This is a genomic window from Streptomyces acidiscabies (assembly GCF_020010905.1).
Classification (GTDB): domain Bacteria; phylum Actinomycetota; class Actinomycetes; order Streptomycetales; family Streptomycetaceae; genus Streptomyces; species Streptomyces acidiscabies.
Genome location: NZ_JAGJBY010000002.1, coordinates 1,122,349 through 1,145,044, shown reverse-complemented (window position 1 = coordinate 1,145,044; position 22,696 = coordinate 1,122,349). Strand labels below are relative to the sequence as shown.

The window sequence follows — 22,696 nt, the reverse complement described above, 5'->3', positions numbered from 1 at the left end:
GCCGGGCCTTTGTCGTGGCCCGAGTCGGGAGGGTGGTTCGGCCGGGTCTCACTCGTGGTGAGGTGTAGGTGGCCGGGGAGAGTGCGGGGCGTTCGTCGTCGGCGGTCGAGTGGCGGTGAGTTCTTCTACGGCCGCGCGGGAGCGGGAAGCGGCCCGCTCCTCACTCCTCCCGCGCGGAAGGCACGCCGCCGTCCCGGACCATGAACGGCTCGTCCGCGCGCACGCGCAGCGCCGGACCGTCGTCCAGCCCCAGCAGCACGGCGAGCCCGCCGGTGGCGAACGGCTCCGTACGCACCGTACGAACGGCGTGCCACCGCCCCCACACCCGTACGTACTGCCCGACCCGCACCGTGACCGCCGCGACCTCCCTGCCCTCGGGCTCGGCCACGATGTCCGACGCCTTCACCTCGGCCCAGACGGTCTTGCCGATACCGCCTTCCCGCTCGGCGACTCCCCAGCGGTGGGCCAACGCGTCCACGAGCAACAGGCCACGCCCGCAGGTCTCTTCGTCGCCGGGCTGCTGGACCTCGGGCCTGCCTGAGCCCGCGTCGCTGACCTCCAGCCGCAGCAGTCCGTCGGCCGACAGCCGCGCAATCCTCACACCGACCTGCCGGTCCCACGGTGCCTTCGCCCGCAGCGCGTTGGTGACCAGCTCGGAGAGCACCAACTCGGCTGTCTCCAGGACGTCTTGACCGACACGCCAGTCACTGAGCACGGCGTGGAGGGCGGCTCGGGATCGGGGGACGGTGCGGGTCGTGCGGGACATGCGGAAGGTGACTTCGTTCGGGTCCGGACTCTCTGCCATGACGCTCCCTGAAGGTCGGCTTTCGACCGGCGTCCTCAAGGAGGACGTCCGTGTCCATCACCAGCAGCATGGAGGTGCACCACTCGAATCTGCAACGTTGCCGAATAAGATGGGCCCGATGTTCCACCTTTCGAGTTAACGCACCACGCCGAACTCGGGTCTCTGCTAAAGGTGTTGCCATGCTTGCGAAGACCACCTCCCCCAACCCCTCCACCGTGCTCGGCCGCCAACTCGGTGATGAGCTACGCCGGTTGCGCGAGGACGCGGGAATGACCACCACTCAGGCGGCCGACGCCCTCGACTGCACCAAGGGGAAGATCAGCCGTATCGAGAACGGCCGGGTGGCGGTTCGTCTCCCGGACCTGATCGCGATGCTGCACGCGTACCAGGCCACGGACCCCGAACTCCGCGACCGGCTCAGCTCGTTGGCCCGCAAGGCCAACCGTCGCCGCAGGCAGGGGTGGTGGAACCAGTACGGTTCGGTACTGGCCGACACCTACCGCGACTACATCGCCCTGGAAGCCATGGCGGGCGAGATCCGCACGTTCCAGGCGCAGCTCGTTCCCGGCCTGCTCCAGACCCCGGAGTACATCCGTGCCGTGACAGTGGCCTCACGCCAGTGGCAGACCGCGGACGAGATCGAGAAGTTCGTCCAGGTCCGCCTCGCCCGCCAGGAACGGCTCACCGGTGACTCCCCCTTGAACCTGTGGGCCGTACTGTCGGAAGCCGTCCTCCTCCAGCAGGTCGGCGGGCCCCAGGCGATGCAGGGGCAGTTGGAGCACCTCCTGACCGTCTCCGAACATCCGAACGTGACGATCCAGGTCCTGCCTTTCTCGCGCGGAGCGCACGCGAGTATGTTCGGCCCGTACGTTGTGCTGGGTTTCCCTGAGGAGGCAGCGCTCGACGTGGTGCTGGCGGACAACCCGACCGGCTCCATGTGGCTGGAGCGGGAGGCGGAAGTCACCCGCTACCAAGATCTGTTCGACGCCGCTCGCACGTCCGCGCTCTCTCCGGTGGAATCCCGCGCCATCATTCGACGCAGGGCCAAGGAGCACAGAGCATGAGCAACACACGCCACAGCACGCCGGATCTGTCGGGCGCGATGTGGCGCAGCAGTACCTACAGCGGCGGAAACAACGAGTGCGTCGAGGTCGCCACGAACCTCCCCACCCTCACCCCGGTCCGCGACAGCAAGACCCCCACCGGCCCTGTCCTCACCTTCACCCCTCACACCTGGCGCGCCTTCATCACTCACCTGAACTGACCCCACCCCCTGGACACCTGGCTGCACGGCGAGACCAACCCTCGGTCCCTTTCGTAGCCGTCCTGCGCTCCCTGCGTGAACTGGTCCTGCGGACGACGGAGATCGGGGAGGCCGCGACAGCCGTACGCCGGGCCTTCGACACCCCGTACGGCCTCGCGACGGACGAGGTGACCGGCCCACCCCTGCTGGGCGGTGAACTCCCGCCCGGGGGTGCGTGGTTCGTGGTTCGCGCTCGCTCGGTGCGGTGACTTCGCGGCTGTTCCTGTAACCGCTTTCGATCTGTGCCGGTTGTCCTGGACGGCCGCCTGGTAAATGCGGGCGGAATATTCGACGGGAGGGGTGTCGTGGTCAGGGAACGTGTCGTGCGGGTTGTCGCCGGGCTCGCCGCAGGGGGTGTGCTCGCCCTGGGCCTGCCAGGGTCGGCCCATGCCACGGCCGTGGGGACGGCCCCGGTGCGGACCTTCGAGTACAGCGTGGGCGGGATGACCGTGAAGGTGCCGACCGGGTGCATGTTCACGCATGCGATCAAGGGGAGCGGGCGGAGGATCACGTATCAGAACGCCGGGGTGGACTGCGCGTTTGTCGGGGCGCTCAGCAGTGGGTTCTGTAATTGGCGGATCGACTTCACGTATTCCGACACGGACAACAAGGTCTACCGAACCTCACGCGGTGTTACGCACAGTGAGTGCAAGATCGACCCCATGCGGAACAACTCCCCTCAGACGCTGCCGCGTTACGGCAGGGCGTGCGCGCATCTGTATGTCGGTGGAGTGCGGCGGGTGAGTCAGTGTCACCACATCACGAAATGAGGGGTGTTGTGAGCGAGCGGCAGGGTGTCTGGTTGCGGCGGGTTGGAGTGGGTGGGTTCGTTGCGGGAGTTGTGGTCGGGGTGGCTTTCTTCGCGTTCTTTCCAGGGCTGCCGCACGTCATCGACTGGGGTGCCGTGATCGTCTCGCTGGGGGTGGGCGTTCTGGTCCGGTGGGGGTGCCTCGTGTGGGGGCGCAAGAAGGTTTCCGGTGCGGAGGGCAGTCGTCCGTGATGTGATCACGCCGTCCGTTTCCGGGTGGTCGTCTTCTTCGCGGGCGTTCTCTTCTTCGGCGCCGTCTTCTTCGCCACCGCCTTCTTGCGGGCCGGGAGTTGCTTGACCTCCGCGCCCGCATCCGCCTCCGCCTCCTCCCCGCGCGACGCCTTCGCCGCGTTCACGCTCTTCTCCAGCGCCGCCATGAGGTCAAGAACCTTGGCGGAAGCGGGAGTTGCAGGGGTCTCGGACGGGGGCTCGCCGGAGGATTTCACGGCGATCAACTGCTCCAGCGCCTCGCGGTACTCGTCGTGGAGGTCATCGAGGTCGACCTCCCCCAGCGTGTCCATCAGAACGTCCGCAAGGTCCAACTCCTCCTTACGGATGGTGACTTCCGTCTCGGGCGCGACGCCTTCGGGCACGCGGACCTCGTCCGGCCACAGCAACCCGTGCATGGCGATGGCGTCCCCGACGACCCGCAGCATGCCGAGACGTTCCCGCCCCCGGAGCGCGTACTTGGCGACGGCGACCTTGTTGCTGCGCTTGAGCGCCTCCCGCAGCAAGGTGTACGGCTTGGCGGCGGGCACGCCGGACGCGGCGAGGTAGTACGCCGTATCCATCTGAAGCGGATCGATCCGGTCGGCCGGCACGAAGGCGACGATCTCGATCGTGCGGGCGGTGGGAAGCGGCAGGTGGGCGAGGTCGTCGTCGGTGATGGGGACGATCGTCCCGTCGGCCTCCTCGTACCCCTTCCCGATCTCCGCAGTGGCGACCTCCCGGTCCTCCAGCTCGCAGACCTTGCGGTACCGGATCCGACCCCCGTCCTCGGCGTGGATCTGCCGGAAGGAGACGGAGTGGCTCTCGGTCGCGTTGACCAGCTTGATCGGGATGCTGACCAGGCCGAAGGAGATGGCGCCGTTCCATATGGATCGCACGTTCGGCATCCTTCCATCCCGTTTCGCACCGCTTTGCGTGATTCTTATCGTATGACGCCAATCACCTCCGTGGCCGGGCGGCGGCTCACGATCGGCAACCTGGACAAGGTGCTGTACCCGGCGGACGGCTTCACGAAGGGCGAGGTGCTGCACTACTACGCGACGATCGCGGACGTCCTGCTGCCGCACCTGCGGGACCGCGCCGTCTCGTTCCTGCGCTACCCGGACGGCGCGGCGGGCCAGGTCTTCTTCACGAAGAACGTCCCGCCGGGCACCCCCGAGTGGGTCACGAAAGCGCAGGTCACACGGTCGGACGGGGCCGCACGGATGGTCGTCGTGCAGGACCTGCCGAGCCTGATCTGGGCGGCGAACCTGGTCGCCGAGTTCCACACGCACCAGTGGACGGTGACCCGCCCCGACCGCGCCGACCGCCTGGTCCTGGACCTCGACCCGGGCGCGCCGGCGGGCATCGCCGAGTGCTGCCGGGTCGCCCTGTGGCTACGGGACCGGCTCGCGACAGACGGCATCGAGGCGTACGCGAAGACGTCCGGCGCGAAGGGCCTGCACCTCCTCGCGCCGGTCCGCGACGCGTCACCCGATCAGGTGAGTACGTACGCCAGACAGCTCGCCGTCGAGGCGGAGGCCGCCCTCCCCGACCTCGCCGTCCACCGCATGACCCGCGCCCTGCGCCCCGGCAAGGTCTTCGTCGACTGGAGCCAGAACGCGGCCCGCAAGACGACGGCCACCCCGTACACCCTCCGCGCCCGCCCGGAGGCGACGGCCTCCACGCCGGTGAGCTGGGAGGAGGTGGCTCGGTGCCGGGACGACCTCGTGTTCCGCGCGGGGGACGTCGTACGGAGGGTGGAGGAGTACGGGGACCTGCTGGCACCGCTGTTCGAGGCGAGCCGGGCAGGACGACTACCTGAGGGGTAGCTCCCCAGTCGTACACCTCAGGTACGTCATACCCTCCCCCACGTCCCCCGGTCCCGGGCCATCGCGTGCAGCGCCTCCACATCCGCCGGCTTCAGCACCCCGCCCTGCCGCCCCAGCTCGGGCAACGCGTCGTCCCGTAGTACCCGTACCTCTCGCAGGGGAGCCGTGACCCGGACCTCGGTCGCGCCGACGAGGGCGAGTACGGGGCGTACCTCTGCGGTCAGGGCGTACGACGCCCGCGCAGCGTCCGCGCGGACCCGGCGCAGGAGGGGCTGGGCGTCGCGGCGGCCCAGGGTGATGTGCGGGTCGGCGACGAGGACGCGCTGCTTGCGGGCGTACAGGGAGTGCACGGCGTACAGCCCGCCGGGGCCGATCGCGAGGTGGTGGAGGCGGTCGCCGCCGGGCAGGGGGACCGAGTGGAGGGTGTGCCAGCCGGCGCCGTCGAGGGCGTCGAGCGCGTCGCCGACCGCCTGCTCGGCGGCGAGGGCCCGGCGGCGGGGGTCGGGACGCAGGCGCGAGCCTGCCGACGGGGTCCGGTCGAGGGCGATCAGCAGGGCCTCGCCGGGGCGGTTGGGGGCGAGGTCGTCGTCGGGGTGGAGGGCGAGGAGGGCCAGTTCGGCGGGGGTGGGTACGGGGGGCGGGCCGACCGTCACCGGGCCGGTGAGGAAGGGGGCCAGCGCGTCCAGTACTTCAGTTCTACGGTCGTCACTCAGCAGGTTGACCCTGGCGGCCTCACGGTCGTACCAGGCGATGTTCCTTCCGTCGGCCAGACAGACGTAGAGCCGCTCCTGGCCGTGACGCCAGGCCGGTACGACGCGCAGTGCGGTCATGCGCCATCACCCCAGGGACCATGGGAACAGGACCGGTACGCCAGGGGCAAGAAGGCGGTTACCTTTGGCGCGAGTTGGGCAGGCCAGTGGCAGATCTCTATGCACACGTCCCGTAATACCTCCGAGGTACTCCTTGCGAGCGCGCGTTGGGGAGGCGTTGTTGCGGACCCGCAGGAAGCAGCCCGATGTACCCGCCCCCGACAGTCCGTGGAACGAGATCGTGCCCGGGCTGTGGATGGGCGGACACGAGTTCCGGGGCCGTTCCGGGCATGTGGAACGGGCCGTCGTACGCGATCAGTTCGACCTGGTGCAGACGCTGCTGCGGTTACCGGGGTACGGCCCCGACGCGGGCATCGAGCACCACATCTGGGACATCCCCGACGGCCCCCTGGACGGCACCCAGCTCGCCGGCGTCATCCGCCTCGCCCGAGCGGCGAGCGAGGCACTCGACGAAGGGCGCCGGGTATTAGTGCGGTGCTACCACGGCTACAACCGCTCCGGCCTGGTCGTCGCCCACGCGCTGGAACGCCGGGGCTACGGCGCGGAGGAGGCGATCCGCCTGATCCGCGCCCACCGCTCGCCGTGGGCGCTGCACAACGAACTGTTCGTCGAGTACCTGCTGGCGGGCCTGTCGACCGCCCGATTACTGGAGGAGCTGGCCGAATGAAGAACTGAGTAATCGTTTCAGCACGGCCTTTCCGCCGGGGGCTGACGAACGGTTCGATCATCGGAGGGTGCGGGTTCGACAGACGCGTACGAGGTGTTCCAGGACGCCGAGTCGAGAAAGGCGTACGACGTGCGGGCCGGGTACCTGGCGGCCTCGACCGGGGACGATCCACAAGTCCGCGAGGCCCTCAACTCCCTGCTGGAGGCCACCGAGGACGGCGAATTCACCTGGGCCCGAAGGCAGTTCGCGGAGATGCCCGACAGAGTCCAGAAGGCCGACCCGACTTGGGCTCCCCCTCGATCACGTCGGACTCCTACTGCGGGTGTTGGGACGCCGGTTCCGTGGCACCCCCGGTCTCGACACGGCGACCCGTGAAGACGTCCTCTACATCACCGCGCGAGCGGAATCGGCCCTCGACCTCGCCCATGCCGACGCGGCGAAACGGGAGTTGGAACGCCTCAAGACTCTCGCCCGGCGCTGCGGAGTGAAGGACTGAGCACGGTCCATGACGTAGCCGATCCCGCACAGCGCGGATCTCCTCCTCGGTGATCGGCCCGTGCTCGACCTGACGGGCGACATCCGCAGCCGCATCCGCGGACAAGCCCAACGAGCCACCGCGCACCTCGGCCGCTTCGGCGCTGTCCCGCACCGCAGCGATCACATACTCGCCAGCCCCTTCGCCCATACCTCCATCCTGCCGCGCCCCTCCTTCGCCTCCCCTCTTGCCCAACCCTTGGTCCAGTCCAGTACGCAAAAAGGACTTCCGTACGAATAGGGTGAACGGGATCAGTGTTCAGTGCGGCATGCAGGAGTCCCTTGAGTCTCGCCCGGCGTCTTCGTCTCGTACTCGTCGTCGCCCTGGTGGGGGCGGCGGCTGTGGGGTGCGGTGATGCCGGTGGGCTGCGTGGGGCGGGGCCGACCTCGACGGCGAACAGTCCGGAGCGGCTGTGGCCGCAGATCAAGCCCGCGTCGAGCCCGGCATGGGATCTGGACGAGGCGGAGACCCACGTGGTCCAGGGGGTGACCGTACCGGGGGACGACATCCGCCGGGTGAACCCGGTCACGGTCGTACGGGCGGAGATCGACTCCGACCCGAGCGACTACGCGGGAGCGAAGGCCCCCTACCGTGATACCAACCGGCTGATGAGCGCGTGCGGGACGGCCGGCAAGGGCGCGTGCCCCGTACTACAGCCCTACTACCGGGACCTCACCGGCGACGGGAAGCCCGACCTCACGCTCGGGTTCCGGCTGAGCCCCGGCGACCTCACCGCCGTACGCGTCTACACCGTGGAGTCGCACCGCCTCGTGCAGGTGATGGCCTGGGAGGACGCGGTCAGCGCGGTGGAGCTGGCCGGCCGGTCGGTGATCATCCGTTCCCCCTCGGACCTCGCGGACTACGAGTACCGCCTCCAGTGGACCTGGGACGCGGAGCAGAAGGCGATGCTCCTGACCCACGACGAGATGCTCCGCACGGACGGCAGACGCGAGCCGAGCGGAAAGCGGCACGGCATGCCCTCCGCGACCCCACAGCCACTGCCGTCGGCGACGACGACCGGGGCGGGGGTCGCGTACGTAGTACCCGGGGCGTACGACGACGACATGTACGAGGCTCCCCTCCCGACCTTGGCGCCGGTCCCGTACTACCCGTACCCCCCTAGTCCCACGAGCCCCGCATGAGCCCCCCGCGCCTCATCCGCAACCCCCGCTGGACCCGCACCCTCGCCTTCAAGGCCGCGGCGTTCATCACGGTGATGTGCTGCGCGCTGGCGACGATGCTCGGCGTCCTCGTGCACGTCCAGGTGACGAACCAGACGGTCGGCCAGTCGAGGGACGTCGCGCTGTCGAAACTCGCGGACGCGACGGACGCGTACGAGGCGGGCGACGCGCTGGCGCCGAACGCGAGCGTGGACCCCGACGGGCTCCCGAAGGAGCTGAAGGCGCTGGCGGCGGCGGGCGAGCGCGGCACGATGGTCGCGGACTACCGGGGCCGCCCGCTGATGTGGGCGGCGGGCCCGGCGGCCGGCGGCAAGGCGCTGGCGGTGGCCGTCGAGTACGGCCAACAGGCGCGCACGATCGAGGCGTTGGACAACGCGATCCTGTGGTCGTCGGGCCTGGCGATCGGCGTGACACTGCTGGTCGGCGCGGTGGCGGTGGCGAGGGTGACCCGGCGCCTCCAGGCGACCGCGCAGGTCGCGCGCCGGATCAGCGCGGGCGACCTGGACGCCCGGGTCGACGACCCGCTCGCGAAGGAGTCGCGGCAGGACGAGGTCGCCGCCGTGGCCGCCGCGCTGGACCGGATGGCGGCCTCGCTCCAGGGCAAGCTACTGAGCGAGCAGCGCTTCACGGCGGACGTCGCGCACGAGCTGCGCACCCCGCTGACGGGCCTGCACGCGGCGGCGGAACTGCTGCCGCCGGGCCGCCCGACGGAGCTGGTCCGCGACCGGGTCGCCGCGCTGCGGACGCTCACGGAGGACCTCCTGGAGATCTCCCGCCTGGACACCGGCAGGGAACAACTGGACGTCGGCGAGGTCGAGTTGGGGGCCCTGGCGCGCCGGGTCACGGCGGCGTCGGGCGGGTCGGCGGAGGTCGTCGTCGTCGAGGACCGGGTCGTGGAGACGGACCGGCGGCGGCTGGAGCGGGTGCTCGGCAACCTCGTGTCGAACGCGCACCAGCACGGTTCGGAGCCGGTGGTGGTGACGGTGGACGGGCCGGTGGTGACGGTCCGGGACCACGGCGGGGGCTACCCGGAGTACCTGGTGCTGCACGGGCCCCAGCGGTTCCGTACGGAGGGCGGCGCGCGCGGGCACGGGCTGGGGCTGACGATCGCGGTGGGACAGGCGGGGGCGCTGGGCGCGCGGCTCGCGTTCGGGAACGCGCCGGCCGGCGGGGCCGTCGCGACGCTGACGCTGCCGTCGGGGCCGTCCCCGACTGGCGCAACCTGAAAGGCAGTCCACCCCTTTTCACCCCTACCGTGGCGTTAGTCCGCTAATACCCGGCCTGGGCCGGACCCGCCCCTCTCCCGGAGGAACCGCCATGCGCTCCACCCTCACCCGCCTCGGCATAGCCGGTGCCACCGCCGCCCTCGCGCTCGCCGCCGCCGTCGTACCGGCCGCCGCGAACGACGACTGGGACGGCGGCGGCCCCCGGGACAACTGGGGGCAAGGTGGTCACCACCACCACGACAACCCGCGCCTGTACCAGGGCGTCGTGACGGCGAACGGCGGACTCGTGCTGCGCAGCGCGCCGAACCGGGGCAGCGCGGTCATCCGCGTAGCTCCCCAGGGTGAGGTGGTGACGATCTTCTGCAAGACCTCCGGCCAGTCCATCCAGGGCAACCCCCTGTGGTACCTGCTCACCGACGGCACCTGGGCCTGGGGTGCCGCGCGCTACATCGACAACATCGGCCCGGCGCCGCGCTGGTGCTAAGACCGGGCCCACGAGAAGCAGGAGCACCATTTGGGTAGGTTCCGGACATGACGAGTGCCGGTATCGGGATCGCCGCGGCCGACGCGGTCGTACGGCTCCCCCGGCGCCGTGGCGTCGAACTCTCCCTGCTCGTCGTCGCCGTCCTGCTCTGCGTGTCGGGCTACTGCGCCGTGGGACTGGCGCGGACCGGCGCGATCCCGCCCGGCGCCGCCGCTTACGGCGCCGGGCTCGGCGCGCTCGCCCTGTGCGCGCATCTCGCGGTACGGCTGCGCGCCCCGTACGCGGACCCGCTGCTGCTGCCGATCGGCGTCCTGCTCAACGGCATCGGCCTGGTCCTCATCCACCGCCTCGACCTGGAGACCCCGACAGAGCACGCGGCCCCGGCCCAACTCGTCTGGTCCGCCTCGGGAGTTGCCCTCTTCACCTTCGTGGTCCTGGCGCTGCGCGACCACCGGGTCCTGAAGCGGTACGCGTACGTCAGTGTCGCCGCCGCCCTCGCGCTGCTGACGCTGCCGGTGCTGTTCCCGGCCGTCAACGGGGCCCGGATCTGGATCCGGATCGCCGGATTCTCCATCCAGCCGGGGGAGTTCGCGAAGGTGCTGCTCGCGGTGTTCTTCGCGGCGTACCTCGCGGACAACCGCACGGCGCTCGCGTACGCGGGCCGCCGGATCTGGTTCGTACAGCTCCCAACGGGCCGCGTGCTGGGGCCGATCGTCGCGATCTGGCTCATCAGCGTCGGCGTCCTGATCCTCGAACGCGACCTGGGCACCTCGCTGTTGTTCTTCGGCCTGTTCGTGGTGATGCTGTACGTCGCGACCGGCCGCACCGGCTGGATCGCCGTCGGGCTGCTGCTCGCGGCGTTCGGGGCGGTCGCCGTGAGCGCGCTCGAACCCCATGTGCACAGCCGCGTCGAGGACTGGCTGCACCCGTTCGCGTCGATCGACGCGGGCCTCGGTCCCGGCCAACTCGCCCAGTCCCTCTTCGCGTTCTCGGCGGGCGGCGTCCTCGGCACCGGCCTCGGGCTCGGCCACTCCGTCCTGATCGGCTTCGCCGCGAAGTCCGACTTCATCCTCGCGACGGCCGGCGAGGAGCTGGGGCTCGCGGGCCTGTCGGCGCTGTTCGTCCTCTACGGCCTGCTGGTGGAGCGGGGTTACCGCGCGGGCCTCGCGCTGCGCGACCCGTTCGGCCGCCTGCTGGCCGTCGGACTCGCCTCGATCGTCGCGCTCCAGGTGTTCGTCATCGCGGGCGGCGTGACCGGGCTGATTCCGCTGACGGGGATGGCGATGCCGTTCCTCGCGCAGGGCGGTTCCTCGGTGGTCACCAACTGGGCGATCGTGGCGCTGCTGATCCGGCTGAGCCACGCGGCACGGAAGGGGACGGCCCGGTGACGAGGGCGGCAACTCGGGTGAGAGACAAGGGGAGTCCGGTGCGGCCGAAGGACAACGAGGGGTCCTTGAAGAGCGGCCTCCGCATGACCCGCCACATCCGCCACGCCGCCGTCTTCTCCTGCCTCCTCCTGCTCGCCCTCCTCGTCAACGCGGCCCGCGTCCAGGTCGTCCAGTCTCCGGCGTACGACGACAACCCGGCCAACCGCCGCGCGGACATCGCCCGTTACGCGAAACCGCGCGGCGACATCCTCGTCGACGGCTCCCCCGTCACCGGCTCCCGGGACACCGGGGAGCAGCTCCGCTACGAACGCACGTACCGGGACGGGCCGTTGTACGCGCCGGTGACGGGGTTCTCCTCGCAGTGGTACGGGACGACGCTCCTGGAGCGCAGCGAGGACCCCGTACTCTCCGGCGCCGATCCGGCGTTGTCCTCGTTCCCCCTCATCGACGGCGTCACCCGGGCCCGCCCGGCCGGGGGCCAGGTCGTCACGACCCTCAACCGCCGTGCGCAGCGGGCGGCTTACGAGGGTCTCGGCGACCGGAAGGGCGCGGTCGCGGCCGTCGAGCCGTCCACGGGGCGGGTGTTGGCGCTGGTGTCGACCCCGTCGTACGACCCCGCCGCGCTCTCCGGGAACGGGGCCGCCGTGCGCCGGGCCTGGGCGCGGCTGAACGCCGATCCCGACCAGCCGATGCTCAACAGGGCGGTACGGCAGACGTATCCGCCGGGGTCGACCTTCAAAGTGGTGACCGCGGCTGCCGCGTTGGACGCCGGAGTCGTCAACGACCTTGACGCGGCGACCGATTCGCCCGCGCCGTACACGCTGCCGGGGACGACGACGAGCCTCACCAACGAGGGGTCGGGGTGCGAGGACGCTCCGCTGCGGGCCGCCTTCCAGTGGTCCTGCAACACCGTGTTCGCGAAGCTCGGGGTGCGGGTGGGGGTGCGGAACATGGTGGCGACGGCGGAGGCGTTCGGGTTCAACGACCCCGGTGTGCGCATCCCGTTCGCGGTCGCGGCGTCCACCTTCGACCGGACCGTGGACCAGGCGCAGTTGGCGCTGTCGTCCATCGGGCAGTACAACACGCGGGCCACGCCGCTCCAGATGGCGACGGTCGCGGCGGCCGTCGCGAACGGGGGGCAGGTGCGGACGCCGTACCTCGTCGAGCGGACGACGCGGAAGGGCGGGGCGACGGTGTCGACTTCCGGTTCCCGTCCGGCTCGTCAGGCCATGGCCCCCTCAACGGCCTTGCAGCTGCGGGAACTCATGCAGGACGTCGTGCGCGAGGGGACCGGAACCAACGCGGCGATCCCCGGGGCGACCGTCGGCGGCAAGACCGGAACCGCACAGCACGGCGTCGGCAACTCCGGTACGCCGTATGCCTGGTTCGTGTCGTGGGCGCGGGGCGAGCGGGACATCGAGCCCCGGGTCGCGGTCGCCGTGGTCGTCGAGGACGGGTCGGCCGACCGGGGCGACATCAGCGGCGGGGACGTCGCGGCGCCGATCGCACGGGCCGTGATGGAGGCCGTGCTCACGTCGTGAGACGGGGGTATTCCCCGGCGCGGCTCCCGACCTAACGTTCGGTCATGGCCTCCTACGAACTCGCCCAGGTGAACATCTCCCGCCTCAAATTCCCTTTGGACTCACCGGAGTTGAAGGACTTCGTCGACGCGCTCAAACCCGTCAACGCGGACGCCGACGCGGCGCGGGGGTTCGTGTGGCGGCTGCAGTCGGACGGCGGGGACGCGACCGACATCCAGGTCTTCGGGGACGAGTGGCTCATCATCAACATGTCGGTGTGGCAGGACACGGACGTGCTGACGGCGTTCATGTACCAAGGGCAGCACCGGGAGTTGCTCCAGCGGCGACGGGAGTGGTTCGAGAAGGTCGTGGAGGCGATGACCGCGCTGTGGTGGGTTCCCGTCGGGCACCGGCCGACGGTCGCCGAGGCGGAGGCGCGGCTGCTGCATCTGCGGGCGAACGGGCCGACGCCGTACGCGTTCACCCTGCGGACGTCGTTCGCGGCGGGGGCGCACGAGTCGGTGGCGCGGGAGCTGCCGGAGGAGTTGGGGTGCGGGGTGTGAGGGCTTAGCCCCGTACCCCCCGTACCTCAGAGGGGCTGCCGTATCTCCTCGCGGACCTTCAGCGTCGTCTTCGCCGCCGCCTCCAGGTCGACGTCCTCCGCCTTCTGGGTGACCGTCTGTGCTGATACCTCCGCGACGGTGGCGCCCGTGTTGCCGTCCACCCATGCGCAGGCGGGGTACATCAGCTTCGTGCCGAGCTGCTCCTGGGCGACGACCTCGCACGTGATCGTCGTGTCGGCGCCGGGGAGGTCGAAGTCCTTGGGCGGGACGGCGATGCTCGCGTTGTCGGCCTGGCCGACGCCCTTCATCATGCTGGCGCGGGAGGCGGCGGTGTCCTTGAAGCGTCCGTACATGCCGGAGATGACCAGGCTGCCCTTGGTCTGGTCGCCGCCGACGTCGTACTGGCCGACCTTCGCCTTCACGTCGCGCGCGTTCCAGGCGCCGCTCTCGCGCTCGATCTGCCGGCCCAGCGTGCCGGACATGTCCTGGGCGAACGCGTACTTCCCGTCGAGCAGCGTCTTCGGCAGCGTCAGCTGGTACTTGGCCTCGGGGAACCCCTTGTCGGAGCTGCCGACGACGACCAGGGAGACGACGGCCACCACGAGCAGGACGAGGACGGAGCCGACGATGCCGAGGATGAGACCGGTGCGGCGCCTGCGCGGGGGCGGCGGCATCGCGGGGGCGCCCCAGGGCTGCTGGCCGTACGGGGTACCTGGGTAGGGGGTCTGCTGCGGCTGCCCGTAGGGGCCCCCGTACGCGGGCTGCCCGTACGGTCCCGGCGCTGCGGGCGGCTGCTGGCCGTACGGGTTCGGCTGCTGCGGGCCGTACGGCCCCTGGGGCGGCGGAGGCGTGGACACGCCAGAACCGTACTCCACCTGGGGGACTACCCGGACCGGAGGTGTGCGCGTACCTCCTGGGGCGTAGACGGGTAGCCGAGAAGTACCGCACGGGGGATTGACGGCCTTGCTGACAAGCAGTCTCATAAGTGCCATGACGACCCTCACAGAGACCGACGCCGACGCCGACGACGGGCCGCGGGACGCCCTCGGGCTGCTCAAGGACCGCGAGCAGGTGGCCGAACGTCTCCTCGCCTCCTCCGCGAAGCACTCGTTCGACCCGGACAAGGAACTCGACTGGGACGCGCCCTTCGAGGACGGCAAGTGGTTCTGGCCGCCGGAGCTGGTGTCCCTGTACGACACCCCGATGTGGCGGCGGATGAGCGAGGAGCAGCGCATTCTGCTCTCCCGGCACGAGGCCGCCGCGCTCGCCTCGCTCGGCATCTGGTTCGAGCTGATCCTCATGCAGCTGCTGGTGCGGCACATCTACGACAAGGCGGCGACGAGCGCGCACGTGCGGTACGCGCTCACCGAGATCGAGGACGAGTGCCGGCACTCCAAGATGTTCGCGCGCCTCGTCACCCGGGGTGACACCCCCTGGTACCCCGTGAGCCGCGCGCACCACAACCTCGGGCGGGTCTTCAAGACCATCTCCACGACGCCGGGTTCGTTCACCGCGACGCTCCTCGGGGAGGAGGTGCTCGACTGGATGCAGCGCCTCACGTTCCCCGACGAGCGCGTGCAGCCGCTGGTCCGGGGGGTGACGCGGATCCACGTCGTCGAGGAGGCGCGCCATGTGCGGTACGCCCGCGAGGAGTTGCGGCGGCAGATGCTCACCGCTCCGCGCTGGTCGCGGGAGTTCACGCGCGTGACGTCCGGGGAGTTCGCGCGGGTGTTCTCCGTCGCCTTCGTCAACCCCGAGGTGTACACCAACGTCGGGCTCGACCGGCGGGAGGCCGTCGAGCAGGTGCGGGTCAGCGGGCACCGGCGGGAGGTCATGCAGAAGGGCGCCGGGCGGCTGACCGAGTTCCTCGACGACATCGGCGTACTGCGGGGTGTCGGGCGGCGGCTGTGGCGGTCCTCGGGGCTGCTGGCCTGAGGGTTCGCCGTCTCATACCCGAGAGGGACGAACGGTTACCGGGCTCCTTGCAGAAGGCCCCGGCGTTCACGCTGAGGATGAATGCATCTCACGACTGCTCTGACGCGCGCCTTGGGGCGGATGCTTCGGCAGCCAGATACGGAAAATAGAACAAATTATCGATCAATTTCGATCTTCGGTGTACCGTGCGTGATCTGTGTGCGTAGCGTGGTGGACATGCAGCTCCGCTACAACTACCGGGCCTACCCCGACGTCCCGCAGCGCCGTGCGCTGGCCAGCGCGTTCGGGTGTGCGCGTGTGGTGTGGAACGACTGCCTGCGCGACCGGAAGAAGGCGCATGCGGCGGGGTTGCCGTACGTGACGTCGGCCGAGCTGTCCCGGCTGCGCATCACCCAGGCCAAGCGCACCGAGGAGCGTGCCTGGCTCGCCGAGGTGTCGGCGGTCGTCCTGCAACAGTCCCTGCGGGACCTGGACACTGCCTACAAGAACTTCTTCGACTCGGTGAAAGGCAAGCGGCAGGGCCGCAAGGTCGGCCCGCCCCGTTTCAAGTCGAAGAAGGACACCCGGCAGTCGGTCCGTCTCAACACCAACGCCTTCTGCCTCCACGCGAACGGCACGGTGTATGTGGCCAAGGTCGGCAACCTGAAGGTCACGTGGTCGCGTCGGCTCCCGGCCGCGCCCACGTCCCTGACGGTCACCAAGGACAGCTGCGGCCGGTACTTCCTCAGCTTCGTCGTCGACACCGAACCGGACATCCTCCCCGGCGTGGAGACCGACACGGGTATCGACCTCGGCCTGTCCGCCTTCGCGGTGCTGTCCGACGGGACGAAGATCGCCAGCCCACGCTTCCTGCGCCGGGCCGAGAAGAAACTCAGGCGCCTCCAGCGGGAGCTGTCCCGCAAGACCAAGGGATCCAAGAACCGGGCCAAGGCCCGCATTAAAGTCGCACGTCAGCACGCCAAGGTCGCCGACCAACGCCGGGACTTCCACCACAAGGCATCCACACAGATCATCCGCGACAACCAAGCGGTGTACGTGGAGGACCTCGCAGTGTCCGGCCTGACCCGCACCCGGCTCGCCAAGTCCGTGCACGACGCGGGATGGTCCGCGTTCACCGGCATGCTGGAGTACAAGGCGGCCCGGTACGGCCGCACGTTCGCCAAGGTGGGCCGTGCTTTCCCGTCCTCGCAGGTCTGCTCGGCCTGCGGGTTCAGGGGCGGACCCAAGCCGCTGCATGTCCGGGAGTGGACGTGCGGCGCGTGCGGCACCGTGCACGACCGCGACCACAACGCGGGCCGCAATGTCCTCTTCGAGGGACGCCGTATCGTCGCCGCCGGGCGGGCGGAGACACGAAACGCCTGTGGAGCGCCGGTAAGACGGGCACACGTGCCCGCACAGCGCCGTGAAGCAGGAAGCCACCGGAAGGGCCGACAGACGGCCCAGGCCGGAGTCCCTGGACTTTAGGCCGGGGAGCACGTCAAGCTGCACGTCATGCCGCCCCCCGCCGTACCCGCCTACCGTCGTCTCAGTGTCGAGGAGCGGCGCAGTCAGCTTCTCGACTCCGCGCTCACGCTCTTCGCGCACCGGGCTCCCGAGGAGGTGTCCCTCGACGATGTCGCCGAGGCGGCGGGGGTGTCACGGCCGCTCGTCTACCGGTACTTCCCTGGTGGGAAGCAGCAACTGTACGAAGCGGCTCTGCGGTCCGCCGCGGAGGAGCTTCAGCAGTGTTTCGACGAGCCCCTGGAGGGGCCGGTTCTCGATCGGCTCGGGCGGGCGCTCGATCGGTATCTCGGGTTCGTGGACGGGCATGACACCGGGTTCAGTGCGTTGTTGCAGGGCGGGAGTGTGGTGGAGACGTCGCGGACGACGGCGACTGTCGATGAGGTGCGGCGGGCTGCGGCGGAGCACATCTATCGCCACCTGGACGTCACCGACCCCGGGCCTCGGCTGCGGATGACCGTGCGGATGTGGATCACTGCCGTGGAGGCGGCGTCGCTGATCTGGCTGGACGAGGGGAAGCAGCCGCCTCTGGCGGAGTTGCGGGACTGGCTGGTGGAGCAGTTCGTGGCGGTGCTGACGGTGACGGCGGGGCGGGATGCGGAGACGGCGGGGGTGTTGGAGGGGGTTGCGGGGAGGGGGTGAGGTGGGGTGAGTGGGGGGCGAGTGCAGGTGGGTGAGTGCGGGCTCGTCGTGGCTGGTCGCGCCCGCGCGGCGGCAGCCGCACATAGACACAGCCCCGCACCCCTGGGTGGGTGGGGGTGACTGAGCTTCGTCGAGTGCGGGTGCCTTGTGGCTGGTCGCGCCCGCGCGGCGGCAGCCGCACATAGACACAGCCCCGCGCCCCTGGGTGAGTGGGGGGACTGTGCTTCGTCGAGTGCGGGTGGTGGGGCGGCGCGTGCCCTTGGGGTGGGTGTGCTTGAGACTGGTTCCGTGAAGAGTCAGAACACTCCCTTCGAAGGTGGGCCCATGGACGGGCGTTCCCTTCCCGTCCTTCTCGGGCCTACCGGACATCCGCCCAAGACCTACCGCATCCCCGTGCCCGACAGTGCGGGTGGGGCTCCCGTTGTGCTCGTCTATCGGCGGGTGCCCCGAGGGCACAGTAAGCGGCTCGGTGTGCCTACCGGGTGGAAGTACGAGTACGACCCCGACGGCAAGAGTGGGTCCTCAAAGCCTCGGTGGCCCTGGTCCAAGCCGGAGAAGAGGGACGAAGGAGGGGCTGGCGGGGTCGCGGGGTGAGCGGGGGAAAACCGTTCCCGGTGCAGCTCACGGCCTTGCTAAGGTGCCGCCGATGCCTACGATCAGACAAGTCCAGGTCACCTTCGACTGCCACGAGCCCGAGCGGGTCGCCCGCTTCTGGTGCGAGGTACTGGGGTATGTCATACCGCCCCCACCTGAGGGTTACGCCACCTGGGCCGACTACGAGCGCACCCTCCCGCCCGAACGCCAGGGCGCGAGCTTCGTCGCCATGGACCCCACGGGCGCCGGCCCCCGCCTGTACTTCCAGCGCGTCCCGGAAGGCAAGGTCGTCAAGAACCGCGTCCACCTGGACGTCCGCGCGGGCACGGGCCTGGTAGGCGCGGAACGCCTCGCGGCGCTGGAGGCGGAACGCGACCGCCTGATCGCCCTCGGCGCGGTCTGCGAACGCGTCCTGCTGGCCGACGAGTTCAACGAGTCCTGCATCGGGATGCAGGACATCGAGGGCAACGAGTTCTGCTTGGACTGAGACACGGGCCCTTGCAGGGGGCTGCGCAGGTACGACGCTGAGGGCACCTGGGCAGTCGGACTGGGGACGGGGCGGTACCGACGTACGGCTACCGCAGCGAGGGCACGACCGCCACAACGCACCCGCACCTGACGAAGCACAGCTACCCCATCGCACCTCAGGGGCGCGGGGCTGTATCGATATGCGGCTACCGCCGCGCGGGCGCGACCAGCCACGACGAACCCGCACTCACCCACCTGCACTCGCCACCCACTCACACCACACCCCTCATGACGCCCACGGGTGACGCCATTGCGCCGAACCGCTCACCCCCAGCGCGCCGACAGGCCCCAGCCTCGATGCTCACCCTGCGGGGCGGAAACGCCGGCCCGGTGGAGGTGACGGCATGTCAGGACGGTTGCTGCGGTTGGTCTGTACGGCGGGACTCGTGGCACAGGTCACCCTCGCACCAGCCGTCGCCCTGGGCGCACCCGAACCACCCAAGCGCACAGTCACCGAACTGCTGACGGAGCTTCAGCGGGTGTACCGAGAGGTCGAGTCCGCGACCGAGGTATACAACGCGACCGAGGAACGGCTCAAGAAGAAAAAAGCCGAGGTCGCGAAACTGGACGCCGACCTCGCCCACGCACGCCTCGCCCTGGACGACAGCCGAGACCTCGCAGGCCGCCTGGCCAGACAGCAGTACCAGTCCCACAGCGACATCTCGCCCTACGTACGGCTGCTGCTCGCCAAGGACCCCCAACACGCCCTGGACGAGGGCCACATCATCACCCAGCTAGCCCGCGACCGCGCATCCGCGACCACCCGGCTCGCCCAGGACGAACACCGCCGCAACACCGTGACCCGAACCGCCCGCACCGCCCTGGACACCCAACTCGCCCTCACCGCAAGCAAGAAGAAGGCCAGGGACGACGTCCGCACCCGCCTGGACGCCGTACAGAAACTCCTCGCGACCCTCACCCCGGACCAACTCGCCCGCCTCGCCCTCCTCGAACGCACCCAAGTCGACGACCGCCAACGGAAGTTCCTCGCGGACAACGACCTCACCGGAACCGACTCCCCCACCTCGCCGGAGGGCGAAGAGGCGGTGCGCTACGCGATGGACCAGGTGGGCAAACCGTACGAAACGGGGTCGGCGGGACCGACCGCGTACGACAACTCGGGCCTGGCGGCAGGCTCTTGGGGACACGCAGGCGCGCAGATCCCCCGTACGGCGAAGGAGCAGTGGGCAAGGCTGCCGAGGATCCCGCTGAAGCAACTCCGTCCAGGGGACCTGGTGTTGTACTACCCGGAGGCGACGCACGTGGCGGTGTACGTGGGGAAGGGCAAGGTCGTCCAGGCGCCGGGCCCGGGCGGAGAAGTGAAGGTCACCCCCATCGCCACCGACCCGGTACTGGGAGCGGTGAGACCCACGTGACGGGCCCCTCACTCCCCGGCAGCCGCCCCGATCGCCTCGTCCAACACCTCACGGGACAACGCCAGTTCAGCGATCAGCCGATCGATCCGAGCCCGCTCGGCCACCAGCTCCTCCACCAGCTTCCCGTCCGCCACCGCACTCGGCCCCCCGTCCGCATCCCGCATACACGGCAGCAGCCGACCGATGGTCGCACTGTTCAGCCCGGCCGCGTACAACGCCTGCACCCGGATCACCCGATCCACCGCCCACTCCCCGAACTCCCGATGCCCACCCGGCGTCCGCTCGGCGACCAGCAACCCCTGCTGCTCGTAGTACCGCAACGACCGCTCACTCACCCCACTGCGCCGAGCCAGCTCCCCGATCCGCACCCGTACCCCACCTCCCCTACCTGAGAGCCACTTGAATCTGACATCAATGTCAGGTTCTACGGTACCCGCATGGCACCGACAACCCCTCTCCTCACCCCCACCCACCTGGGGAAACGCCACCTCCCCCACCGCCTGGCCATGGCCCCGCTGACCAGGAACCGCGCGGAACCCGACGGCGTCCCGTCGGCGATGATGGCCGAGTACTACACGCAACGCGCCTCGGCTGGCCTGATCATCGCGGAGGCGACGACCCCGAACGCGACGGGCCAGACGTACCCGAACATCCCCGGCATCCACACGGACCAGCAGATCGAGGGCTGGCGCAGGGTGACGGACGCGGTGCGCGCGGCGGGCGGGACGATGTTCCTGCAACTCCAGCACGGCGGCCGGGTGGGCCACCCGGACACCAGCGGGTACGTCCCCGTGGCCCCCTCACCGATCCCGCTCCCGGAGCCGGTCCACACCCCCACAGGACGCCAACCCTCGCTCATCCCGAGGGAGTTGACGAAGGACGGCATCCGGGAAACCGTCGCCGACTTCGCCCGGGCCGCCCGCAACGCGCTGGCCGCCGGGTTCAGCGGCGTGGAGGTCCACTCGGCCAACGGCCACCTCCTGCACCAGTTCCTCGCCGCGAACACGAACACCCGCACGGACGAGTACGGCGGCCCGGCGGCGAACCGCGTCCGGTTCACCGTAGAGGTCACCCGCGCGGTCGCCGAGGCGATCGGCCCGGAGAACGTGGGCCTGCGGATCTCCCCGGGAAACACCGTGAACGGCATCGCGGAGACCGACACGGACACCCTCTACCCGGCCCTGGTCGAGACCCTGTCCGGCGACGGCCTCGCCTACCTGCACCTGACCACGATGAACCACGACCACCCCCTGCTCCCCCGCCTGCGCGCCCTGTGGCCGGGCACGCTGATCGGGAACCCGGCGCTGGGCGCGACGGTCCCCGCCGACGGCGGACAGCGCGCGGCGGAGCAACTCCTCGCGGCCGGCGCCGACTTGGTGGCCCTGGGCCGCGCGTTCCTCGCGAACCCCGACCTCGTGGCCCGCATCCGGCAGGGCGCCCCGCTCAACGAGGTGCGGGACGCCCTGATGATGTACACGGGCGGCGAGACGGGATACCTGGACTACCCCACGCTGGTTCAGGCCAGCGACGACAGGTACGCGGCGGTCCGCTCCGGCTCGTAGAAGAAGCCCTCGAAGTCCGCCGGGTCGTTGAACGCGTTGGCGAACCGGTCGGCCGCGGGCTGCAACTGCCCTGCCGCGCCAAGGAGGTTGACGACGTGCTCCGGCGGCGGCGCGAGCATCGCGTTGGTCCACTTCGTGACGTGCCGCGCGGTGTCCCAGTACAGCTCGAAGGTGGACCGCATCCACTCCTCGTCGAACTCCTTCTCCCCGTGGTCGAGGATGGCGGAGAGGTACGAAGCCGCGCATTTCGAGGCCGAGTTGGAGCCCTGGCCGGTGATCGGGTCGTTCGCGACGACGACGTCGGCGACACCGAGGACGAGTCCGCCGCCGGGGAGCTGCCCGACGGGGTTGCGCACGGTCGGGGCGTAGCGGCCCGCCAACGTCGCGCCCGCGTCGGTGAGTTCGACACCCTTGGCCCGGTCGTACTCCCAGGGCAGGAACGTCTTCATCAACTCAAGGGTGAGCGCCAGGTGTTCGGCGGGGTCCTTGACGCCGTCGAAGGCGTCGACGGGGCCGCCGGGTACGCCTTCCCAGAAGAGGATGTCCGCGCGGCCCGAGGTGGTGAGCGTCGGCATGACGAACAACTCCCCCACGCCGGGTACCAGGTTGCAGCGGACGGCCTCCATGTCGGGGTGTTCCGGGCGCGGGCCCAGGCCGTGGGCGTAGGCGACCGCGAGGGCGCGTTGCGGGGCGGTGTACGGGGAGCGTTCGGGGTCGCGGGCGAACATCGACACCAGTTCGCCCTTGCCGGCGGCGACCAGGACGAGGTCGTACGTACGGGAGAAGTAGTCCAGGTCCCCGACTGCCGCGCCGTGGATGACCAGTTGGCCGCCGCGCTGGGCGAACGTCTCCATCCAGCCCGCCATCTTCACGCGCTGGTCCACGGATTGGGCGTAGCCGTCGAGGCGGCCGAGCCAGTCGATCGCGCGCTGGGAGGGGCCGGGGTCGAAGGAGCCGGGGGCGGCGAGGGAGACGCCGAGGCCCTCGATCCGGGGTGCCTGGCTCGCCCAGAAGTCGATGCCGAGGTCGCGTTCGTGCTGGAGGGCGGTGTGGAACATGCACTGCGTGGACATCACGCGGCCCGAACGGATCTCGTCCGCCGTCCGGTTGGACATCAGGGTGACCTCGTAGCCGTGTTTCTGGAGGCCGAGGGCGAGCTGGAGGCCGGACTGGCCGGCCCCCACGACGAGTATCTTCCGCATGCGGGGAG

General features: G+C 70.2%; 25 protein-coding genes. 19 read left to right on the top strand and 6 right to left on the bottom strand.

Features of this window, described 5'->3' with window-relative positions; translation table 11 throughout:
* Nucleotides 1–160: 160 nt before the first annotated feature.
* Nucleotides 161–805 (bottom strand): ATP-binding protein, encoded by a 645-nt coding sequence (locus tag J8M50_RS32220; protein WP_010353534.1) that lies wholly within the window; start codon nt 803–805, stop codon nt 161–163.
* Nucleotides 806–984: 179 nt separating this feature from the next.
* On the opposite strand from J8M50_RS32220, the gene J8M50_RS32215 reads away from it, so the two are divergent.
* From J8M50_RS32215 to J8M50_RS32205, 3 genes are all read left to right on the top strand, one after another.
* Complete coding sequence (locus J8M50_RS32215) at nt 985–1,869, top strand: helix-turn-helix domain-containing protein (protein WP_029183828.1); 885 nt, start codon at nt 985–987, stop codon at nt 1,867–1,869.
* The gene (locus tag J8M50_RS32210; protein ID WP_010353536.1) at nt 1,866–2,069 is read left to right on the top strand and encodes a DUF397 domain-containing protein; all 204 of its coding nucleotides are present in this window, start codon (nt 1,866–1,868) and stop codon (nt 2,067–2,069) included. The genes J8M50_RS32215 and J8M50_RS32210 overlap by 4 nt, the downstream gene beginning before the upstream one ends.
* Nucleotides 2,070–2,413: 344 nt before the next feature.
* A complete protein-coding gene (locus J8M50_RS32205; protein ID WP_010353537.1) occupies nt 2,414–2,878 on the top strand; it encodes a hypothetical protein in 465 nt (154 codons plus the stop codon).
* 235 nt (nt 2,879–3,113) lie between these two features.
* Here the strand turns inward: J8M50_RS32205 and ku are convergent, their stop codons facing one another.
* Entirely contained in the window at nt 3,114–4,022 is a 909-nt protein-coding gene (gene ku, locus J8M50_RS32200) for a non-homologous end joining protein Ku (protein WP_440986327.1), read from the bottom strand.
* Nucleotides 4,023–4,073: 51 nt separating this feature from the next.
* Here ku and ligD point away from each other — a divergent pair, with 51 nt between their 5' ends.
* The gene (ligD, locus tag J8M50_RS32195) at nt 4,074–4,955 is read left to right on the top strand and encodes a non-homologous end-joining DNA ligase (RefSeq protein ID WP_010353541.1); all 882 of its coding nucleotides are present in this window, start codon (nt 4,074–4,076) and stop codon (nt 4,953–4,955) included.
* A 26-nt stretch (nt 4,956–4,981) separates the two neighbouring features.
* On the opposite strand, the gene J8M50_RS32190 is transcribed toward ligD, so the two are convergent.
* Complete coding sequence (locus tag J8M50_RS32190) at nt 4,982–5,785, bottom strand: nuclease-related domain-containing protein (protein WP_010353542.1); 804 nt, start codon at nt 5,783–5,785, stop codon at nt 4,982–4,984.
* Nucleotides 5,786–5,945: 160 nt separating this feature from the next.
* Here J8M50_RS32190 and J8M50_RS32185 point away from each other — a divergent pair, with 160 nt between their 5' ends.
* The 8 genes from J8M50_RS32185 to J8M50_RS32145 all read left to right on the top strand — a co-directional run bounded on the left by J8M50_RS32185 (nt 5,946) and on the right by J8M50_RS32145 (nt 13,349).
* On the top strand, nt 5,946–6,452 hold the full coding sequence (locus J8M50_RS32185) for a protein-tyrosine phosphatase family protein (protein WP_010353543.1): 507 nt from the start codon (nt 5,946–5,948) through the stop codon (nt 6,450–6,452).
* 325 nt (nt 6,453–6,777) lie between these two features.
* Nucleotides 6,778–6,948 (top strand): hypothetical protein, encoded by a 171-nt coding sequence (locus tag J8M50_RS32180; RefSeq protein WP_223786505.1) that lies wholly within the window; start codon nt 6,778–6,780, stop codon nt 6,946–6,948.
* Nucleotides 6,949–7,268: 320 nt separating this feature from the next.
* Entirely contained in the window at nt 7,269–8,129 is an 861-nt protein-coding gene (locus J8M50_RS32170; protein WP_010353545.1) for a hypothetical protein, read from the top strand.
* On the top strand, nt 8,126–9,394 hold the full coding sequence (locus tag J8M50_RS32165) for an ATP-binding protein (protein ID WP_010353546.1): 1,269 nt from the start codon (nt 8,126–8,128) through the stop codon (nt 9,392–9,394). The genes J8M50_RS32170 and J8M50_RS32165 overlap by 4 nt, the downstream gene beginning before the upstream one ends.
* A 91-nt stretch (nt 9,395–9,485) precedes the next feature.
* Nucleotides 9,486–9,878, top strand: a complete 393-nt coding sequence (locus tag J8M50_RS32160; RefSeq protein ID WP_010353547.1) for an SH3 domain-containing protein — start codon at nt 9,486–9,488, stop codon at nt 9,876–9,878.
* Between the two features lie 47 nt (nt 9,879–9,925).
* Nucleotides 9,926–11,266 (top strand): FtsW/RodA/SpoVE family cell cycle protein, encoded by a 1,341-nt coding sequence (locus J8M50_RS32155; protein ID WP_010353548.1) that lies wholly within the window; start codon nt 9,926–9,928, stop codon nt 11,264–11,266.
* Between the two features lie 83 nt (nt 11,267–11,349).
* Complete coding sequence (locus J8M50_RS32150; RefSeq protein WP_029183829.1) at nt 11,350–12,807, top strand: peptidoglycan D,D-transpeptidase FtsI family protein; 1,458 nt, start codon at nt 11,350–11,352, stop codon at nt 12,805–12,807.
* Between the two features lie 44 nt (nt 12,808–12,851).
* Complete coding sequence (locus J8M50_RS32145; RefSeq protein WP_010353550.1) at nt 12,852–13,349, top strand: DUF3291 domain-containing protein; 498 nt, start codon at nt 12,852–12,854, stop codon at nt 13,347–13,349.
* A gap of 26 nt (nt 13,350–13,375) precedes the next feature.
* On the opposite strand, the gene J8M50_RS32140 is transcribed toward J8M50_RS32145, so the two are convergent.
* On the bottom strand, nt 13,376–14,206 hold the full coding sequence (locus J8M50_RS32140; protein WP_029183830.1) for a membrane protein: 831 nt from the start codon (nt 14,204–14,206) through the stop codon (nt 13,376–13,378).
* A 133-nt stretch (nt 14,207–14,339) separates the two neighbouring features.
* Here J8M50_RS32140 and J8M50_RS32135 point away from each other — a divergent pair, with 133 nt between their 5' ends.
* The 6 genes from J8M50_RS32135 to J8M50_RS32110 all read left to right on the top strand — a co-directional run bounded on the left by J8M50_RS32135 (nt 14,340) and on the right by J8M50_RS32110 (nt 19,924).
* Nucleotides 14,340–15,284: an AurF N-oxygenase family protein gene (locus J8M50_RS32135; RefSeq protein ID WP_010353552.1), complete on the top strand. Its 945-nt coding sequence runs from the start codon at nt 14,340–14,342 to the stop codon at nt 15,282–15,284.
* A gap of 216 nt (nt 15,285–15,500) precedes the next feature.
* Nucleotides 15,501–16,748 (top strand): RNA-guided endonuclease InsQ/TnpB family protein, encoded by a 1,248-nt coding sequence (locus tag J8M50_RS32130; RefSeq protein WP_040836426.1) that lies wholly within the window; start codon nt 15,501–15,503, stop codon nt 16,746–16,748.
* Between the two features lie 27 nt (nt 16,749–16,775).
* On the top strand, nt 16,776–17,426 hold the full coding sequence (locus tag J8M50_RS32125; protein ID WP_010353554.1) for a TetR/AcrR family transcriptional regulator: 651 nt from the start codon (nt 16,776–16,778) through the stop codon (nt 17,424–17,426).
* Nucleotides 17,427–17,714: 288 nt separating this feature from the next.
* On the top strand, nt 17,715–18,020 hold the full coding sequence (locus J8M50_RS32120) for a DUF8847 domain-containing protein (RefSeq protein WP_075661182.1): 306 nt from the start codon (nt 17,715–17,717) through the stop codon (nt 18,018–18,020).
* 52 nt (nt 18,021–18,072) lie between these two features.
* A complete protein-coding gene (locus J8M50_RS32115) occupies nt 18,073–18,507 on the top strand; it encodes a VOC family protein (protein ID WP_010353555.1) in 435 nt (144 codons plus the stop codon).
* Between the two features lie 385 nt (nt 18,508–18,892).
* A complete protein-coding gene (locus J8M50_RS32110; RefSeq protein WP_010353556.1) occupies nt 18,893–19,924 on the top strand; it encodes a C40 family peptidase in 1,032 nt (343 codons plus the stop codon).
* An 8-nt stretch (nt 19,925–19,932) separates the two neighbouring features.
* Here J8M50_RS32110 and J8M50_RS32105 read toward each other — a convergent pair whose 3' ends face one another.
* Nucleotides 19,933–20,292 carry a MerR family transcriptional regulator gene (locus J8M50_RS32105; RefSeq protein ID WP_010353557.1) on the bottom strand — a complete coding sequence of 120 codons (360 nt, stop codon included), beginning with the start codon at nt 20,290–20,292 and terminating at the stop codon, nt 19,933–19,935.
* Between the two features lie 69 nt (nt 20,293–20,361).
* Between J8M50_RS32105 and J8M50_RS32100 the strand changes: the two genes are divergently transcribed.
* Complete coding sequence (locus J8M50_RS32100) at nt 20,362–21,486, top strand: alkene reductase (RefSeq protein ID WP_010353559.1); 1,125 nt, start codon at nt 20,362–20,364, stop codon at nt 21,484–21,486.
* Here the strand turns inward: J8M50_RS32100 and J8M50_RS32095 are convergent.
* Entirely contained in the window at nt 21,441–22,688 is a 1,248-nt protein-coding gene (locus J8M50_RS32095) for a styrene monooxygenase/indole monooxygenase family protein (protein WP_010353560.1), read from the bottom strand. The genes J8M50_RS32100 and J8M50_RS32095 overlap by 46 nt on opposite strands.
* Between the last annotated feature and the right edge of the window lie 8 nt (nt 22,689–22,696).

Coding starts and splice junctions, on each gene's coding strand:
- J8M50_RS32220 (WP_010353534.1), bottom strand. CDS start 805: ATGGCAGAGAGTCCGGACCCGAACGAAGTCACCTTCCGCATGTCCCGC.
- J8M50_RS32215 (WP_029183828.1), top strand. CDS start 985: ATGCTTGCGAAGACCACCTCCCCCAACCCCTCCACCGTGCTCGGCCGC.
- J8M50_RS32210 (WP_010353536.1), top strand. CDS start 1,866: ATGAGCAACACACGCCACAGCACGCCGGATCTGTCGGGCGCGATGTGG.
- ligD (WP_010353541.1), top strand. CDS start 4,074: ATGACGCCAATCACCTCCGTGGCCGGGCGGCGGCTCACGATCGGCAAC.
- J8M50_RS32190 (WP_010353542.1), bottom strand. CDS start 5,785: ATGACCGCACTGCGCGTCGTACCGGCCTGGCGTCACGGCCAGGAGCGG.
- J8M50_RS32165 (WP_010353546.1), top strand. CDS start 8,126: ATGAGCCCCCCGCGCCTCATCCGCAACCCCCGCTGGACCCGCACCCTC.
- J8M50_RS32160 (WP_010353547.1), top strand. CDS start 9,486: ATGCGCTCCACCCTCACCCGCCTCGGCATAGCCGGTGCCACCGCCGCC.
- J8M50_RS32155 (WP_010353548.1), top strand. CDS start 9,926: ATGACGAGTGCCGGTATCGGGATCGCCGCGGCCGACGCGGTCGTACGG.
- J8M50_RS32150 (WP_029183829.1), top strand. CDS start 11,350: ATGACCCGCCACATCCGCCACGCCGCCGTCTTCTCCTGCCTCCTCCTG.
- J8M50_RS32145 (WP_010353550.1), top strand. CDS start 12,852: ATGGCCTCCTACGAACTCGCCCAGGTGAACATCTCCCGCCTCAAATTC.
- J8M50_RS32135 (WP_010353552.1), top strand. CDS start 14,340: ATGACGACCCTCACAGAGACCGACGCCGACGCCGACGACGGGCCGCGG.
- J8M50_RS32130 (WP_040836426.1), top strand. CDS start 15,501: ATGCAGCTCCGCTACAACTACCGGGCCTACCCCGACGTCCCGCAGCGC.
- J8M50_RS32125 (WP_010353554.1), top strand. CDS start 16,776: ATGCCGCCCCCCGCCGTACCCGCCTACCGTCGTCTCAGTGTCGAGGAG.
- J8M50_RS32115 (WP_010353555.1), top strand. CDS start 18,073: ATGCCTACGATCAGACAAGTCCAGGTCACCTTCGACTGCCACGAGCCC.
- J8M50_RS32110 (WP_010353556.1), top strand. CDS start 18,893: ATGTCAGGACGGTTGCTGCGGTTGGTCTGTACGGCGGGACTCGTGGCA.
- J8M50_RS32100 (WP_010353559.1), top strand. CDS start 20,362: ATGGCACCGACAACCCCTCTCCTCACCCCCACCCACCTGGGGAAACGC.
- J8M50_RS32095 (WP_010353560.1), bottom strand. CDS start 22,688: ATGCGGAAGATACTCGTCGTGGGGGCCGGCCAGTCCGGCCTCCAGCTC.